This window comes from Streptomyces sp. NPDC001443 (assembly GCF_053597355.1).
This window is the reverse complement of sequence record NZ_JBSFIA010000040.1, coordinates 22757-38309: the sequence shown is the minus strand read 5'-3', so window position 1 is coordinate 38309 and position 15553 is coordinate 22757. Positions and strand designations below refer to the sequence as shown.

General features: G+C 70.7%; 13 protein-coding genes and 1 pseudogene. 5 read left to right on the top strand and 9 right to left on the bottom strand.

The window, feature by feature from the left end; all coding sequences use genetic code 11:
* Nucleotides 1-385 precede the first annotated feature (385 nt).
* The 3 genes from ACWC24_RS32745 to ACWC24_RS32735 all read right to left on the bottom strand — a co-directional run bounded on the left by ACWC24_RS32745 (nucleotide 386) and on the right by ACWC24_RS32735 (nucleotide 2844).
* Entirely contained in the window at nucleotides 386-1087 is a 702-nt protein-coding gene (locus tag ACWC24_RS32745; protein ID WP_450666526.1) for an MOSC domain-containing protein, read from the bottom strand.
* Nucleotides 1088-2380, bottom strand: a complete 1293-nt coding sequence (locus ACWC24_RS32740; protein ID WP_450666525.1) for an MFS transporter — start codon at nucleotides 2378-2380, stop codon at nucleotides 1088-1090.
* Nucleotides 2381-2505: 125 nt separating this feature from the next.
* Entirely contained in the window at nucleotides 2506-2844 is a 339-nt protein-coding gene (locus ACWC24_RS32735; RefSeq protein ID WP_450666524.1) for a cupin domain-containing protein, read from the bottom strand.
* 70 nt (nucleotides 2845-2914) lie between these two features.
* Between ACWC24_RS32735 and ACWC24_RS32730 the strand changes: the two genes are divergently transcribed.
* The 3 genes and pseudogenes from ACWC24_RS32730 to ACWC24_RS32720 all read left to right on the top strand — a co-directional run.
* Nucleotides 2915-3949: a helix-turn-helix domain-containing protein gene (locus ACWC24_RS32730; protein ID WP_450666523.1), complete on the top strand. Its 1035-nt coding sequence runs from the start codon at nucleotides 2915-2917 to the stop codon at nucleotides 3947-3949.
* A gap of 235 nt (nucleotides 3950-4184) precedes the next feature.
* Complete coding sequence (locus ACWC24_RS32725) at nucleotides 4185-4970, top strand: hypothetical protein (RefSeq protein ID WP_450666522.1); 786 nt, start codon at nucleotides 4185-4187, stop codon at nucleotides 4968-4970.
* 514 nt (nucleotides 4971-5484) lie between these two features.
* Nucleotides 5485-5571: pseudogene (locus ACWC24_RS32720) on the top strand (helix-turn-helix domain-containing protein); the annotation flags it as partial.
* Nucleotides 5572-5891: 320 nt separating this feature from the next.
* Here the strand turns inward: ACWC24_RS32720 and ACWC24_RS32715 are convergent.
* The 4 genes from ACWC24_RS32715 to ACWC24_RS32700 all read right to left on the bottom strand — a co-directional run bounded on the left by ACWC24_RS32715 (nucleotide 5892) and on the right by ACWC24_RS32700 (nucleotide 10354).
* Nucleotides 5892-6635: a DUF4142 domain-containing protein gene (locus ACWC24_RS32715; protein WP_450666521.1), complete on the bottom strand. Its 744-nt coding sequence runs from the start codon at nucleotides 6633-6635 to the stop codon at nucleotides 5892-5894.
* 662 nt (nucleotides 6636-7297) lie between these two features.
* Nucleotides 7298-8035: an SGNH/GDSL hydrolase family protein gene (locus ACWC24_RS32710; RefSeq protein ID WP_450666577.1), complete on the bottom strand. Its 738-nt coding sequence runs from the start codon at nucleotides 8033-8035 to the stop codon at nucleotides 7298-7300.
* Between the two features lie 563 nt (nucleotides 8036-8598).
* Nucleotides 8599-9531: an alpha/beta hydrolase family protein gene (locus ACWC24_RS32705; RefSeq protein WP_450666520.1), complete on the bottom strand. Its 933-nt coding sequence runs from the start codon at nucleotides 9529-9531 to the stop codon at nucleotides 8599-8601.
* Nucleotides 9532-9793: 262 nt separating this feature from the next.
* Complete coding sequence (locus ACWC24_RS32700) at nucleotides 9794-10354, bottom strand: TetR family transcriptional regulator (RefSeq protein ID WP_450666519.1); 561 nt, start codon at nucleotides 10352-10354, stop codon at nucleotides 9794-9796.
* A 284-nt stretch (nucleotides 10355-10638) separates the two neighbouring features.
* Between ACWC24_RS32700 and ACWC24_RS32695 the strand changes: the two genes are divergently transcribed.
* Complete coding sequence (locus tag ACWC24_RS32695; protein WP_450666518.1) at nucleotides 10639-11814, top strand: alkane 1-monooxygenase; 1176 nt, start codon at nucleotides 10639-10641, stop codon at nucleotides 11812-11814.
* Nucleotides 11815-11831: 17 nt separating this feature from the next.
* Here ACWC24_RS32695 and ACWC24_RS32690 read toward each other — a convergent pair whose 3' ends face one another.
* Entirely contained in the window at nucleotides 11832-12806 is a 975-nt protein-coding gene (locus tag ACWC24_RS32690; RefSeq protein WP_450666517.1) for a LacI family DNA-binding transcriptional regulator, read from the bottom strand.
* Nucleotides 12807-12994: 188 nt separating this feature from the next.
* Nucleotides 12995-14380 carry a hypothetical protein gene (locus ACWC24_RS32685; protein ID WP_450666516.1) on the bottom strand — a complete coding sequence of 462 codons (1386 nt, stop codon included), beginning with the start codon at nucleotides 14378-14380 and terminating at the stop codon, nucleotides 12995-12997.
* Between the two features lie 820 nt (nucleotides 14381-15200).
* Here ACWC24_RS32685 and ACWC24_RS32680 point away from each other — a divergent pair.
* The gene (locus ACWC24_RS32680; RefSeq protein WP_450666576.1) at nucleotides 15201-15458 is read left to right on the top strand and encodes a chaplin; all 258 of its coding nucleotides are present in this window, start codon (nucleotides 15201-15203) and stop codon (nucleotides 15456-15458) included.
* Nucleotides 15459-15553 lie beyond the last annotated feature (95 nt).

The following is a 15553-nucleotide window of genomic DNA, read 5'->3' as shown; positions in this document are numbered from 1 at the left end:
TTTTCGTCACACAATTCCAACTGCTGCCGGGGGCAACCCGGTTACGCCCGCGCCGCTACCGCCCCCGCCGCCCCCTTCGCCGGGTCTTCGCCGACGCCGTCGTCTGGTACCGTCCCCATCCCGGCTGGTGGGACGCCGCCGCTCCCGCCGACCGCCGACCTTGTCGTCGGCGGGCCGCCGGGTCCCTCGGGGTGCGGCGGTGAGGGGCCCGTTCCGGCCCGGTCCCGGGCTGTCCGCACCGGGCGCCGACTGGTCCCTCGCCCGCGGGGCCGCGCTGCATGCGGGGTCGAGGGCGGCCCCGGAGAACCCCGTTCTCCCGGTGTGGAACGCGCCTGTACGTGCCGCCCTCCCCGGGGACCACGGCCACCGGTCGGCGGATTCGTGTTCAGTCGGCCGGGAGGGTGTAGGGCGCGCCGAGGATCCAGCCGCCCGGTGCAGGAGCGTCCAAATCCTCGTCGGTGAGGCGGACCGGGTCGCCGGAGCGGACGGTGCCGGGGATCGCGACCCAGCAGTCCAGGGCGAAGCGGCCCTCGTAGCGGCGGTGGATGTCGCGCAGGACGCCGGGGTCGCGGACGCCCGAGTCGGGGTCGACGGTGGTGACCACGCAGCGGGCGCGCAGTTTCAGCACGCCGACGACGGCGTCGCCGATTCGCAGGGTGCGGCCGGGCCAGTGCCGTTCGGCCAGGCCGGGCACGCCTGCGATCACCAGGTTGGAGCGCAGCCGGCGCGGGTCGTGCCCCAGGGCCGCCAGGGCCCCGTCGGTGGCCACGGTGAGGTTGAGGACGTCGAAGCGTTCGGGGCCGCCGTATCGGATCGCGGTGGCGTCGGGCCCGCCGGCGGCGCGGACGGCGGCCGCGGCCTGCGGGCCGTCCCAGGGGTGGCCGTCGATCAGCACGTCCCCGCCGGGGCCGGTGGTGGCGGACAGGGAGAGCAGGCCGGGCCGGGTGCGGGCGGTCAGGACCCCGCGGGGGCCGCGGATGTGGACCTGCCGGTCCCCGGCGACGCCGTCGGCGGTAAGCCGGGCGTGCGGCAGGCGCTCGCCGCGCAGGGACTTGACCGGGAAGCGCCAGATCTCCTGGAGGTGCATTCAGTCCTCCTGCACGGTGGGGGAGGGCATGGCGCGCAGGCGGCTGACCGGCGAGCAGAGGACCGCCGTGACCGCCGCCGCGGAGCCGGCGGCGGTCCACACCAGGGCGCTGCCGCTGCCGATGCGGCCCGCCAGCACGCCGGCGGACAGGCCGCCCAGGCAGCCGCCGCCGAACAGTGCGGTGCGGAAGCACGCGGTCATCCGGCCCATCACCGCCGTCGGGGTGCAGGTTTGGCGCAGGGCCACCATGACCACCCCCGCCACGCCCAGTCCGAGGTAGCTGAGGAAGAACGAGGACGTGCACAGGGCTATCACGACGGGGCGAGGCCCGTGGGCGAATGCCGCAGGCAGCGGCCCTGCGAACACCGCGCTCATCGACACGGCGTACAGCGCCCCCGGGCGGAACCGTGCGACGGCGCGGCGCGAGAGCGCCCCGCCGGCCAGTCCGCCCACGGACGCGCCCGCCAGGACGGTGCCGAGGGCGGCCGGGCTCAGGTGCAGGTCTCGGGTGCCGTGCAGCAGGAACAGCGTCCACACGGCCACCAGGAAGAAGTTGCACAGGGGAGCTACCAGGGCGAGGGGCCGCAGCACCGGGTGGCCGCAGACGTAGGCGACGCCCTCGCGCAGCTCGCGCCACAGGCGGCGCTCGGCCGCTGCCGGGCGGGGTGCGGGCTCCCGGGTGCGGATCAGTAGCAGCGAGACCAGGGAGAACGTGTAGGAGAACGCGTCGGCCAGGAGGGCGACGGGCGCCGTCAGCGCGCCGATCAGCACCCCCGCGAGTCCGGGGCCGGCGACCTCCGCCGCCGAGGAGCTGACGCTCATCTTCGCGCTCGCCTCGACGTAGTGGCGCCGGTCGCCGACGAGCGTGGGCACGTAGGACATCCAGCTGACGTCGAAGAGCACCGAGGCGGTGCCGACCGCGCACGCCACGGCCAGCAGGGTCGGCAGGGTCAGGGCGTGCGCCCAGGCCAGGACGGGGACCAGGAGCAGCAGCACCATGCGGAGGGCGTTCGCTGCGAGCATCAGCGGCCGCCTGCGGCGGCGGTCGGCCCACACCCCGAACAGCAGGGCCAGGCCTAGGTAGGGCAGCAGCTGCAGGAAGCGCAGCACCCCGACCTGCTCGTCGGTGGCGTGGCAGGCGAGGACGGCCGTCAGGGGCAGGGCCAGGTTGGTCACCTGGGTGCCGAGCAGGGAGGCGGTCTCGCCGATCCAGAAGGTCATGAAGTCGCGGTTGTGGCGCAGGGGCGGCAGGGGGGCCTGCGCGGCCGGTGCCGGCGGTGCCGGGGCGGTCACGGGTTCTCCGGGGGGCGTCGTGGACCCCGGCGGTCGCCGGGGTGCGTGGCGGGGCGTGAGGGAGCGTGCGGGCGTGGCGGCCGCGCACGCGGTTGCCGGGCTGGAGGGGAGGCGTGGGCGGGCGGTCAGGGGGAGAGCAGGTCGATGCCGAGGATGCGGGCGCCGGTCTCGCTGCGGGGGCGGTGGCTGCTGCCGGGGGCGAAGACGACGTAGGTCCCCGGCCCATGGCGGCGGCCGTCCTCGATGACTTCGCCGGAGAGCACGTAGTACCGCTCCTCCGCGTCGTGCGTGTCGACATGCGGCCACCGGGACCCGGGGGCGAAGTCGATCAGCCAGCCGCAGGCCCGGCCGGTGGCTGGCAGGTCGCGCCGCACGATCCCGGGAGCGATCCGGCGCTCGGGGAGGTCGTCGACGTGGAGGGCGAGCACGGGCGGGCGCGCGCCGGAGGCGGGGTCGGTGTCCATGCGACCAGGGTGGCGCGGTGCCGCCCTCGGCCCCAGTGTCCGGGTTGACACTGATGGGTATCTTCCTGCCATGCCCCTGCACCGTGTGGTCGCCCTGGTCAACGCACCCCAGTCGACGTTCGAACTCGCCTGCGCCGCCGAGGTGTTCGGAACGCAGCGCCCCGAGGTCCCCCCTCGCTACGACTTCCGGGTCTGCGCGCAGCAGCCGGGCCCGGTCGCCACGACCGCCGGCTATGCGATGCTCGCCGAGCACGGCCTGGAGGCGCTGGGGCGGGCCGACACCGTCGTCCTGCCGGGCTGGGAGCCGCTGACGCAGGCGCCCGCCCCGCCCGTCCTGGAGGCGCTGCGAGCCGCGCACCGGCGCGGTGCGCGGATCGTGTCCCTGTGCACCGGCGCGTTCGCCCTCGCCCGCACCGGGCTGCTCGACGGACGCCGCGCCACCACGCACTGGCGCCGCACCGGCCTGCTGGCCGCAGCGTTCCCCGCGGTGCGCGTCGAGCCGGACGTCCTCTACGTCGACCTGGGCGACGTGGCTACCAGCGCCGGCACCGGCGCCGCCATCGACCTGTGCCTGCACCTGGTGCGCTCCGACCACGGCGCCGCCCACGCCGCCCGCGTCGCCCGCGGCATGGTGCTGGCCCCGCACCGAGAGGGCGGCCAGCTCCAGTACGCCGTCCAGTCCGCGCCCCGCCCCGCGGATGAGTCCCTGGCGCCCCTGCTGGACTGGGCGGCCGAACGCCTGGACAGCGCCCTGACCGTAGAACAGCTTGCCGCGCGGGCAGGGGTGTCCGGACGGACCCTGGCCCGCCGCTTCGCCGAGCAGCTCGGCACCAGCCCCGGCCGCTGGCTGCTGGCCAAACGCCTGGACGCGGCACGCACCCTCCTGGAGGAGACCGCGCTGCCGGTGGAGTCCGTCGCCACCCGGACCGGGCTGTCCTCCGCGGTCAACCTGCGCCGCCGCTTCCGCGCCGCCCTGGGCACCACCCCCGGCCACTACCGGCGGACCTTCAGCACCGCCGGCACCCGGCACCCGGCGGACCCGGGCCCCTCCCCCTGGGCCCGGCGGACCACCGCGCCCGAACCCGCCGGACCCCCCGCGCCGTGAACGCCCTTGCCGAAGTCCGAAGTCCGAAGTCCGGAGCCCGGGATGCGGAGTCCGGAGCCGCGGCCCGGCCGTTCCGCAGCCGCGCACAGGGAAAGCGGCCAGAACCCGTGCAAGAAAGCGGAGTTGCCCGACGCTGCTCACGTCCATCGGCAGGTCCGGGTTGAGCATCCGTCCCGGTCGCAGGTGAGCACGGGTACTCAGGTGGGGCAACGGCCGCAGACCCAATGATTCAGCCATGCGATCGATCTTCCTCACCAAGTCCCTGCTGTCCGCGACCCTCGGTTGCGCCGCCCTTGCCGCCTGCGGCACCCCGGCCCCCACCGACGCTGGCACCCACAGCGCCTCCGCGGCCCCCGCCGCCGCCCACGCCCCGGCCGCCCGAGAGGCCTCGCCCGCCGCCGACGACCCGCAGATGCGCTTCCTCGACCTGATCGGCGACATCGCTCAGCACTGCGCCTCCCAGACCCTCGGAGACAAGGGCGACGCCTCCGCCTCCCAGGGCCTGCCGGTCCAGGACCCGGGCGACGGGGCGCCCCGGCCCGAGGACCTGCCCGGCTGGGAGGGCCCGCAGACCCCGCGGTTCGGGCCGGGCCAGACCCCGCCCGGCACCCCCGACGCCCACGGCGACATTGCCGTCCCCCTCCCCGCCGACGCCCCCGAGCCGCCCGCCCCCACCGCCCCCGCCGGCCGCACCGGCACGCCCCGCGACGTCCCGCTGAGCGAGATCGAGGCGTGCGAGGGCACCGCCCACGCCGACCGCATCACCGCCGCCCTCCGCGGCACCGCCACCACCGACTACCCGGCGCTGCAGGTCAAGCTGACCGGTCTGGACTACCCAGCCGAGTGCATCCACCGCATGCCGCAGCGCGCCGGCGAGCCCCGCGCCCGGATCGACCTGCGCTTCATGGGCGGCCACCTCGTCCTGGAGATCACCGCCACCCGCGACGGCGCCTTCGTGGAGCCCTTCGGCGCCCCGGAGACCGAGGAGGTCCAGGTCACCGAGGTCCAGCGCACGCCGTAACTATCTGCGAGGTGGATTGCAGCGGGTCCGTAGGGCCAGTTCATCCGGATGGCCTGTGCCGCCAGCCGGTACCGCGCCCACGCTTCGACGGTGCCTGCCAGTCGCGGCAGGTGCCCGGGCGCGCCGGGTGTCGATGCCCGGTAGCGGCAGTGATCCGCGAGTCTTCTTCCCGGAGCAACGTGAGTTGTTCACCAGACTTCTCAAAGCTCGAGAGCGTTCCCCGCCGGGGGCATCCCGCAACGGTCGCTGATACGTGTCGTGCTGTACCTGTGGCTGATCGACGACACGACCGTGCTCACCCCGCAGGCGCGCCGAGCCTGGCGTACTCACGCGCACTACCGGGACTCATTCGCAGTGCTCCGGCCTTCAGGCCGGGGGTGAAGCGAATCCTGTGGTGGCGACGCGGAGCGTCGCGGTGGTGTTCCGGCGGAGCCGGACTGTGCCCGGTGACGGTGACGGAGCGCTTGTGTGTTCCCGGTGGCGGCACGGGTTCGGTATGCCTAGTGTGATCGTCATGCAGCTTCGGTACGCCTTCAGGCTGTACCCCGACGCCGCTCAGCAGGCCGCGTTGGCCAGGGCGTTCGGGCGCGCCCGCGTCGTCAGGTTCTCCGGCTCTTCCTGCTTGCTCAGCGGAGAGACCGTGATCCACTGCTCGCCGTGCTTCTTGATGATGTCCACCCCGCCCGTGGTGCCTAGTTCCAGCGCCGTGTCGAAGCGGGTCAGGGTCTCGCGCAGCCGCTTCTGAAGGGCCTCAATGAACGCCCCATGGTCCTGCGGCTGGCGGATCGCGTCGTAGTGAACATCGCGGTTGTCCTCGAAGTCCGGTGGCAGATCGCCCTCCGGGTTCTGCCACCGGTTCGCGCCCGGCACCCAGATCTTCCGCCGCCGCAGCGCGTCCCGCAGCGAAGACGAGACAGCGCGTCAGCTTCCTGTCGGGTTCGGGACGGGGGTGGGGGTGACAGCGCCACTCCCACCCCCGCCGTCGGTGAGCCCGTCGATGGTGACGGGCGTGGAAGTGGCCTTCGCGGGCGGTGTGAGCACCACCATCGGGGCGCCCGGCTGTGGGGGAGGAGGGGTCAGGTCGGTGGCGGGGAGTTTCGGCGGCGTCGTCTGCTGGAAGAGCGTCTGGTCGAAGTTGACCAGGCCTGTTTTCTCCATCACGGTGATGTGGTCGAGCACCGTGTCGTTGGCTTGGTCGGCCAGAGCGCGTACCAGGGTGTTCTTGGTGGTGGAGCGTATTTTTGCCACGGTGTTGAAGATCGAGCCGTGGGTCATCCGCAGGATGTTGGCGAATTCGGCGTCGAACTGGGCGCCGCTGTCGCCCTGAAGCGTGGCGACGAAACCTTGCTGCTGAGGGCTGGCGACGTTGGGCAGGGCGACGTTGAGCAGGGGTGCGATCTTGCGGCACGTCGTATCCAGCGCGGAGTGTCCGTCGACGAGATGCCTGCTCGCCGTGACGACGGCGGGCGTGGTGCCTTTCTGCAGACCCATCTGACCGACTGGATACTCCCAGAGCCCGGCGGCCCGCACCTTCACGACGAAGTCCCGGTCCGACTCGGTGAGCGGCCCCCACTGGGTCTGGGTAATGATGCGGTCGGGTGAAGCTGTGGTGGTGCTGTCACCCAGCAGGCTTGGGTAGGCGAGTGCCGCGAGGGTCAATGCCATGGCGCTCCCTATGAAGAGAGCCCCTATCGATTTCCGTGTGATGCGCACCGTGTCCCCTGTCCTTCATGGATCCGCCTCGTGCGGTTCGGCCGCACAGCGATACGCATGAAACACGGGCGAGACTCGACAGTCCTAATAAAAATTCGAAAGGTTATGAAGTCGCACGGCGCTCTAGGAGCTGGATCCGAGCGGGTGCATGTGGATCCGATGCGGTTGCGGCAGGGGGAGACGTATCCGGTGTCGGATTATCTCTGTGGCCGGGCTATTTCGGCGTGAACACGGGTGGGCTGCGGTGATTGCAGCGTAGGGAAGAACGGGATTGAGCCCGCTACCCGCTGTATGGGTGTGAGGTGCCCGCTGCCTGAAGGGGCGTGCTTCCGTCGGCACCGCTTAGAACCCGGCGGAAGCACGCACCTTCAAGTGCTGACGACAATGCCAGCCCTACAGGTCACGGCGCAAAGGATACTCAGTGTCAATGTTCCGACGGGCCGTCAGGTCGCTGTCGGAGGCGGTAGGCGTGCAATGCTCTCTCCTCCGCCCCCGCGGGGGTCCTTCCGGCGCCGGGGGATTGCGTGGGTGGGGCTGCTGTCGCGCATTTGCGGTGAACCATGAGGACGGAGACCGGAAGGCTCCGTCCTCCGCGTTACGTCGGTGAGGTCAGATCACGTTCCGGAGGAGAAGGTCGGCAGGTAGCCGTTGGCCTGTCCCTTGGCGTTGGGGTGGTAGCTCTCGTGGAGGGCGATCACGGTGCTGTTGAGCCACCAGTCGCCGGAGCAGATCTCGTGGTTGGTGAAGGCGCCGCGGACGTCGCCGAAAGTGAAGCCCCATGCTGCGGCCCGTGTGGAGATGACCGTGTCGATGGTGTCGGCGGCGGAGTCGATGGCGGTGCGGCTGGTGTCGCCGATGCCATAGGCGCAGGAGCCGCTGATCTTGTACAGGTGTGGGTAGCCTAGGACGACGACGCGGGCGTTGGGGGCATGGTTGCGGATCTGTGAGTAGATCTGGTCCAGGCGCGCGGGCAGCTGGCTGTTGGCGTAGTTCTTGGCGGTGTCGACGGCTGAGAGGCAGGCGTCGATGCCTTGCAGGACGCAGGTCTGCATGGTGCCGGCGAAGTTGGCGTCGTTGCCGCCGACGCCGATGCTGACGAGTGTGGTGGAGGAGGTGAGCGCTCCGAGCTGGTTGTTGATCACGTCCTGGGTGGTCGCTCCGGAGCAGGCCGCGAACACGAAGGACGAGGGGTTGTTCGCGGAAGCCCAGAGCTGCGGATGGGCGTGCGGACTGCGATGGCAGGACCCGCTGTCACTCGTGTAGTCGCCCGAGCCTTCGCCGGCGGAGTACGAGTCGCCGACAGCGACGTAGGGCCCGGGGGTCGCAGATGCGGGCTCGGCTATCAGGAGCACGCTCAAGATCAGCAGAAGAGCTGACAGAAGTGTTTGAAGTAGGTTCTTTCCCCTCATGGTTGCCTCCGGAGTTCATGACGCCTGATTTTTTGTGGCGTACATGACAATTCGAGGCGCACTGAAGGTGAGAGGAAGAGGTTGAATCGAAAAATGTTCAGCAATGAACTGTATTTTGTTTAGTTGTGAGCGCCCGTGCGGGAAGGGCCGAGACGGTTCCGTCGCCCTGGTCTGCCCGCAGGGCGCCGGTACCGGTGCGTGCTGGCGCCGGGCGTTCTGCGGAACGGACTTGTGCGGGACACGGTGGGACGACTCTGCCACTGCTGTTCGGCCCGCGCTGTGCTGGATCTTGACGAGCACGTTGGATCGTCCGCCCGGCGACGACGCCGTGGCATGTGAGCAGCGCTTAGGCAGGGGCGGTTCGACGTGCACCACGGTGCAGGCTCCCCACGCCGCGTGGGCTAGCGCATGACTCGCTCGACCGGCTGTAGACCATGAACGGCACGTTCGTTCGGTGCGTGGTCGCTGCGGGGGCGTCTCCCTCTGCGACGCGACTCCTTCGGGCATCAGGGCTTCGCGGAGTAGACGACGCCCGGTAGGGTGCCGGCTGCGGCACCCCATACCTGGTCGTAGTACGTCTTGTCGTCGCCGAGGGTGTAGAGCAGCCAAGCGGTCGTGATGGCCCTGGTCAGTTTCTGCTGGGCGCTGCGGGTAATGGTTCCGCTGTCGCAGCCGAAGCCCGAGCTGTCCTCGAAGCCGCAGTGGAAGCCGCCGGTGATGACGCGCAGCTGGGCGGGGGCGGGTTTGGCGTCGTACATCTTCTGCTGGTTTCCGGCGACTCCGGCGACCGAGTCCGCACTGCCGCCCAGGTATTGAGCGGGGGCGGTCAGGGTGCCGCTCGCGGTGACGGCGGAGGGGTTGGTCTCGGCGGCCGCGAGGGTGGAGACGCTTTTCACCGCGGTGTTGTGAGCGGCTGCCAGCAGGGCCGCGCCTCCTCCCATGGAGTGTCCGGCCAGTGCGAGGCGATCGGTGTTCACGGAGCCGGCGAAGCGGGAGGTGCTGGTGCTGTTCTGCTCGGTCAGCCAGGTGAGTGCCGCGTTGAGGTCGTCGGCGAAGGCCGCGTGGCTGGGGAACAGGCCGCCCTGGGATTTGGGGGCCACGGTGATGAATCCCCATGACGCCCAGTGCTCGGTCAGGCTCTGGTATTGCGTGACACTCTGGAAGAAGCCGTGTCCGAAGGCGAGCGCGGGATGGGCGCCGCCGGCGACGGGCGCATCGGCTCCGGCGCTCTGGCCCGGGTACCAGACCCGTGCGCTGAAGGATCGTCCCGAGGCGGTGGCGGTGAGGTCGGTGTAGGCCACGGGATAGGCGCCTTGCGAGGACGGGTCCGAGGCGGCGAGGCGGGGAGTTGCCTGGGCGGCGTCGGCGGGAGGGGCGCCCGTCAGGGCGATGAGGAGCAGTGCGAGGGCCGACAGTGCACGGAGCAGGAGGCGCGGCATGGCTCACCTTCCGGCGGGACTGAAGGAGCAGACGTCAACGGCGCATGGTCAGGCGTGACAGGGCTGTGGCCGGCGGGGGCACGGCAGGCGTAGGTCGTCGGCCGGGCGTGCCGGGCTTCTGGGTCCTTCACTGCATGCGCGCTTCCGTCGCTCCCGCCCGGGACGCGACGGAAGCGCGCTGTTGGTGCGTTCACGACAATGTCAGATGGGACCGGCAGCCCGCAAAGGCTGCTCGGAGTCAACTTTGTGATGAACCGTCAGTTCATGCGGTGAGCGGACGCGGTCTGATGCCCAGGACGGCGCAGGCGGCCCGTGCCACCCGCGCCGGCGCGGTGCCGGGGTCGGGTGGGGGCAGCAGCATGTGGCTGATGGTGAGGCGGACCAGGAGGTCGGCCGCGTCGGCGCGCCGGCTCTCCTCGACACGGGGCAGGACGTCACCCAGCCATGCGGCGACCAGGGTCCAGGAGCTGGCGAGAATCGGCTCGGGACGGCTGGTGAGGAAGGGGAGCAGGGCGTCGGTGCCTCCGCGTGCGGCGCTGAGCACGGCATCGATGAACGGATTGCGCTCGGCCTCGGCCAGGGCGTGTCCGACGCCGGCCTGCAGGGCGAATCCGACGTGTGTGCGGTGGCGGTCCAAAACGTCGGCCAGGCCGGTGAGGAAGCGGTCGGCCTCCCGGCGTACCAAGGCCTGCCCGATGCCTGCGCGGTCACCGAACTCCGCGTAGATGGACGGGCGGGAGACCTCGGCGCGCTGGGCGAGGTCGGCCACCCGTACCCGGTCCCATCCGGTTTTCGCCGCCAGGGTCCAGGCCTCGTCAAGCACACGCCTGCGCATCTCCTTGCGCCAGGCCACACGAGGCGAATCCGGCGGCTGCTTGCTGTGGCCCGATGACTGTGCGGGCGGCAGAACCTGCCGCCATGACCTGCCTGTCTGCTGCACCTTGTCCGATCCTTCCGTTGGCCTGATGCACTGTCAAAACTTTTACACTGCGCAGCCTTTGTCAGTCGTTCTGGTTGGCTGCCAGTCTGAGGCCCCCCACAGCGTGCTTCCGCCCCCACCTCGGCCAAAGGGGCGGAAGCGCGCATTCTCGACGAAGGAGTGGGCACATGAGCTCTGTTGCCGACGACGTCTCCTGGCGGGACCCCAAGCGCCTCTGGTGGCCTTTGGCGCTCGCCGTCCCGACCCTGCCCTGGCAGGCCGGCGCCCTGGTGCACGCCACCGGCATCACGGCGTTCTGGTGGTGGGGGCCGTTCTTCGCCTTCGCCCTGGTGCCACTGTTCGACCTGGTCACCGGCGTGGACGGCAAGAACCCTCCCGAGGCGGCCATGCAACACCTCGAGCGCGACCGCTACTACCGCTGGTGCACCTACCTCTACCTGCCGCTGCAGTTCGCATCCCTCGTCTGGGCCTGCGGGCAGTGGACGGGCGGCGGCCTCGGCGTCACCGGCTCGATCGGGCTGGCGGCCACCACCGGTGTGGTGGCCGGGGTCGCCATCAACACCGCCCACGAACTGGGACACAAACGCGAGCAGGCGGAACGCCGCCTCAGCCGCCTGGCGCTCGCTCAAAGCTGTTACGGACACTTCTACGTCGAGCACAACCACGGCCACCACGTGCGCGTGGCGACACCCGAGGACCCCGCCAGCTCCCGCATGGGAGAGAGCTTCTGGGCCTTCCTGCCCCGGACGGTTGTGGGCAGCCTCCGCTCCGCCTGGCTGCTGGAGCAGCGCCGCCTGCAGCGCCGAGGACGAGGCACCTTCAGCTTCCACAACGACGTCCTCACCGCATGGGCACTGACGGTGCTGCTCTTCGCCACCCTGACCGCACTGTTCGGGCTCATGGTGCTGCCCTGTCTGCTCCTGCAGGCGGTCCTCGGCATCAGCCTGCTGGAATCGGTGAACTACCTGGAACACTACGGCCTGCTGCGCCGGCGCCGCCCGGACGGCCGCTACGAACGCGTCGCGCCCCGGCACAGCTGGAACAGCAACAACACCGTCAGCAACCTCTTCCTCTTCCAACTCCAGCGGCACTCCGACCACCACGCCAACCCCCTGCGCCGCTACCAGACCCTGCGCCACTTCGACGAGGCCCCGCAGCTCCCCGCCGGATATGCGGCGATGATCGTCCTCGCCTGGATCCCGCCGCTGTGGCGCCGCGTCATGGACCGACGGCTGCTGGCCCACTACGACGGCGACGTGAGCCTGGCCAACACCAAACCGCCGGCCGCATCGCGTCCGGCCACCGTGGCCCCGGCCAGCCCTGCGACCGACGCCCGCCCATAGGTGCCCCGCCACGGTGGTCAGGTGGAGCTCCGCGCGACGAACTGCGCCCGCACCTGCACGGTGCGGGGCACTTCGCGCCCCGCCGGCCGTTCTTCGAGGAGGTGCGCTGAGGCAAGACCGACCTCGCGTGCGGGGTGACGGATCGTCGTCAGTCCCGGACGGACCAGGGATGCGAACGCAGCATCGTCATGGCCTACCAGCGCCACCTCGCTGGGTATGTCGATGCCCATGTCGTGCGCCGCCTCCATCGCCGCGACCGCGATCATGTCGTTGCCGCAGAACACGGTATCCGGCCGGTAACGCCGGTTCATCAGCTCGGCAAAGCCCGCGGCACCGGCTTCCCCGGTGTGTTCGCCGCGCATCACCAGCTCCCGTGCCAGGGACGTGCCGAGCTGCGGGGCCAGGTGCCGCAGCAGCGCGAGACGGGGGTCTCCTCCGGTCGCATCCTGAGGACCCGCGATCATCGCGATGCGGCGCCTTCCGGCGGCGGTCACGCGCCGCAGAGCCTGCCGCATCGCGCCATGCGCGTCGGGGGTGACCAGGTCGAGCGGACCGAAGGAGACGTCGACGCTGACGACGGCAGGAATGCCGGCATCGGCCAGCGACTGCATGTAGCCCGGCAGCAGCCCGAACGGCGTGATCACGACGCCGACGAAGCGCTGCTGGACGGCCTCGGCCGACAGCGCGCGTTCTTCGTCACGGCGTGCGCCGGTAGCGCGGACCACCAGGTGCAGTCCCGGACCGCGCAGCTGTTCCTGCAGCGTGGGGGCGAGCTGCGCGAAGAACGGATTGGCGATGTCGGGCACGATCAGCGCCGCCAGACTCGAACGGCCGGTCCGCGTGCTGCGAGCGGTCGGATTCCCCGTAAAGCCCAGATCGGCCACGGCACGTTCCACCGCGGCACGCGTTGCCGGTGCCACGGCCCGCTTGCCCGACAGGACATAGGGGACGGTTGCCGATGAGACGCCCGCTGTGGGGGCGACATTCGCCATGGTGACCCGTTCCTGCACCCGGCCACGCCCCTTCCAGGGCGTCACCCCAACTTCGAAGATCTCCCCGGGTAAGCGCTCCCATGAGCACTGCGCGCTCGACGCAACACCCCCTCGGGCTACGAAGTGCCGCACATGCGGACGGCAGGCAAGGAGAATGCTGCGCACAGCTTGTTGCTGCATCGGTCTGGTCACTGAGCATCCCCGCGGGCACAGGTCACCACAACGCTTGCGCCCGCCGACGAACTCGAGACGGAACTCGATGAGGAGGACGATCCGGAGGAGGAATGCTGGTGTGCAGAGACGGACACGGACCCGGATCCGGTGACGGTGACCGAGGCGTCACCCGATGCTGCGGAGGCAGTGACGCACACTGCCGCAGGCGCCGGCGAGTGGGCGGCAGAGGCCGGCGCGGCCGACGACGCGGCCGACGGCCGCCTTCCGGCCGGAGAGTCCCGTTGGGGCGGTGCGGCCGTGGTGGGCTGTTCGCTGGGAGCGGGAAGTGCCTCGTCGTGGTCCCTGCCGGGATGTGTGGATGGCGTATGCGGATGCGGGGCGGGCGAGACGGCCTGCTGGTGCTGCCGGGACGAGTCGTAGCCCGTGTGCCGCAGGCCGATGGCCGCGCCGGCTACCAAGAGCGCTACGACGCCCGTCGCCGTCACAAGGGCGATGAGCCGGCGTCCGGCAGGAGGAACTGCTGCGACGGCTTTCCGGGAACCGGCCGCCCGCGGCCTGGGCGCGACCCCCGCACGCAGATAGTCCTGGCCCGCGAAGCCGATCAGCGCCGGCACGAGCACCGCGCGGGGCTGCTCGTACAGGGTGGTGAGCTCGTTGACGGCCGCAGCGCACGCCACGCAGCACGTCAGATGCTCGTCGGCCGTGCCGACGGGGGCGCCTTTGCCTCGGGCGCGGGTTTCGATGATGCGCAAAGAGCCGCGGCACTCGCTGGCAAGGGGTCTGGTGGTCGCGTAGGCCTGCAGGTAGGTACGGCGCAACCCGTTGAGAGCGTGTTCGACGCGGTAGGAGAAGTCGTCGCCGCCCGCATGGAGAAGGGCCGTCTCCGGGCCGCCGCGCTCGACTTCCGCGTACCAGAGGATCTCCTGCTCGCTCACCGGAAGTCTGTTGAAGGCCCTCGCGAGTGCGTCGTTCGCGAGGCGTTCCTGCGGGGTGAACGTGCCGCCGTCCGTCGTCTCGCTGATCCAGTGCACGAAGGAGGGGCCGAGCCGGGCAAGGCGCTCGTCCTGCCCCCACTGGGCCGCGTACTCCTGAACGACCGTCAGCAGGGTGGGGCGCAAAGCCCTGTACGGCAGGCGGCCGCGCAGCGCATCCCTGGCCACTGCGGACAGGGACTGCTGCGCGAGCGGCTCCGAGAACCTGTCGTCGATCACACAAAGCCGCGCGTAGCGAGTCAGCGCCGGCAGGTGCCGCTCCCGCAGCACGGACAGGGCCGCCGGTGCGATGGGCGCGCCGAAGGCGAGCTGGCGCAACAGATCCGCGTCGGATGCAAATCGCAGGTGCGGGGTATCGGGGCGGGACTCATCCGGATCGAACACGCGCACTTCCAATCGCGACGACATGACGGCTCATGCGGAACGGGTGGTGCTGTGCTGCCCGACGAAAATCGGACACGGTGCTGGCGTCGTGTGCAGGGCGGTCCAGCCGGTTGGGCGCAGTGGCGCGAGCCGCCTTCCGGCTGCTGCGCCCGGAAGTTGCACGGTTTCGGCGAGGCGGTGCGGTTCTGTGCCGACGCTCGACTGGATCGCGGTGGTCAGCCTAGCGTCGGTCCAGTCGCAGCGTGGCGGAATCGGTTACGTCGCACTGACCGGAGATGCAAGGCAACTGGCCAAGCCCTTAAAGCGCCGTTCAGAGCACTCACGTGAAGACTTATCGAAAGAACAGGGTTTGCGTCACCGATACCATAGAGCGATAGGCGTGAAGTACACCTTGACGAACACATCGGGATGTGAGGGTAGCGGCCTGCGGACTCAACAGCCTGGCAGCAGCTCCACGAGCCTTGTCAGCCACTGCCAGACGCTGGCAAGGGTCCCGCCGACTATGACGCCCGCCCGCGTACCGCTGTTACGAGGTCGCCCGACAGACCGGCCGCCTCGGCGCCCAGGTTCGCTCCAAGTGCTCCCCGGAACGCCGCGACGACCACCCCGACCATAAATGCCGACTTCCGCAGCGCCTGATGAGCCACCGACACCCGTTCCGCATTTGCGGCGGCCGCCGAGCTCTCGAGTCGCCGTCCGCGAGGTGGCCTCAGGCGAGGCGCGGGACGTCGGTGGGGGAGAGGCGGGTGCGGGTGCGGTGCCGGCTGCATTACCGGTGTCCGGTCGCGGCATGCGGCCAGCCGGCGGCGACTGCCGCCGCAACGAGGAGAAGAGGCGCGTGAACATGACGTATCTGCGGTCTCGGGTGATGCGGAGTGCGGCTCTGATGGCAGCTGCGGGCGCGGTGGTGCTCGCCGGTGCGTCGGCCGCGTCGGCGGACAACGACGCCCAGGGGGCTGCGGTCGGGGCGCCGGGCGTGCTGTCGGGCAACGTGGCGCAAATCCCGATCAACATCCCGGTCAACACCGTCGACGTGATCGGTCTGCTGAACCCGACCTTCGGCAACGCCTGCGTCGACACTGGCTGGCACACCGGCATGTGACGCGGCGGCCGGGCCGGGCGTGGGTGAGCTCCTGCTCAGGCACGCCTTGGCCACCTTACGACTCCGCCTCAGGCGCAGCGTGACGGCGACGGGTG

Bases quoted from the DNA above. Each gene is read 5' to 3' on its own strand.
- ACWC24_RS32745 (WP_450666526.1), bottom strand. From the start codon at position 1,087: ATGCACCTCCAGGAGATCTGGCGCTTCCCGGTCAAGTCCCTGCGCGGC.
- ACWC24_RS32735 (WP_450666524.1), bottom strand. From the start codon at position 2,844: ATGGACACCGACCCCGCCTCCGGCGCGCGCCCGCCCGTGCTCGCCCTC.
- ACWC24_RS32730 (WP_450666523.1), top strand. From the start codon at position 2,915: ATGCCCCTGCACCGTGTGGTCGCCCTGGTCAACGCACCCCAGTCGACG.
- ACWC24_RS32725 (WP_450666522.1), top strand. From the start codon at position 4,185: ATGCGATCGATCTTCCTCACCAAGTCCCTGCTGTCCGCGACCCTCGGT.
- ACWC24_RS32715 (WP_450666521.1), bottom strand. From the start codon at position 6,635: ATGGCATTGACCCTCGCGGCACTCGCCTACCCAAGCCTGCTGGGTGAC.
- ACWC24_RS32705 (WP_450666520.1), bottom strand. From the start codon at position 9,531: ATGCCGCGCCTCCTGCTCCGTGCACTGTCGGCCCTCGCACTGCTCCTC.
- ACWC24_RS32695 (WP_450666518.1), top strand. From the start codon at position 10,639: ATGAGCTCTGTTGCCGACGACGTCTCCTGGCGGGACCCCAAGCGCCTC.
- ACWC24_RS32690 (WP_450666517.1), bottom strand. From the start codon at position 12,806: ATGGCGAATGTCGCCCCCACAGCGGGCGTCTCATCGGCAACCGTCCCC.
- ACWC24_RS32685 (WP_450666516.1), bottom strand. From the start codon at position 14,380: ATGTCGTCGCGATTGGAAGTGCGCGTGTTCGATCCGGATGAGTCCCGC.
- ACWC24_RS32680 (WP_450666576.1), top strand. From the start codon at position 15,201: ATGACGTATCTGCGGTCTCGGGTGATGCGGAGTGCGGCTCTGATGGCA.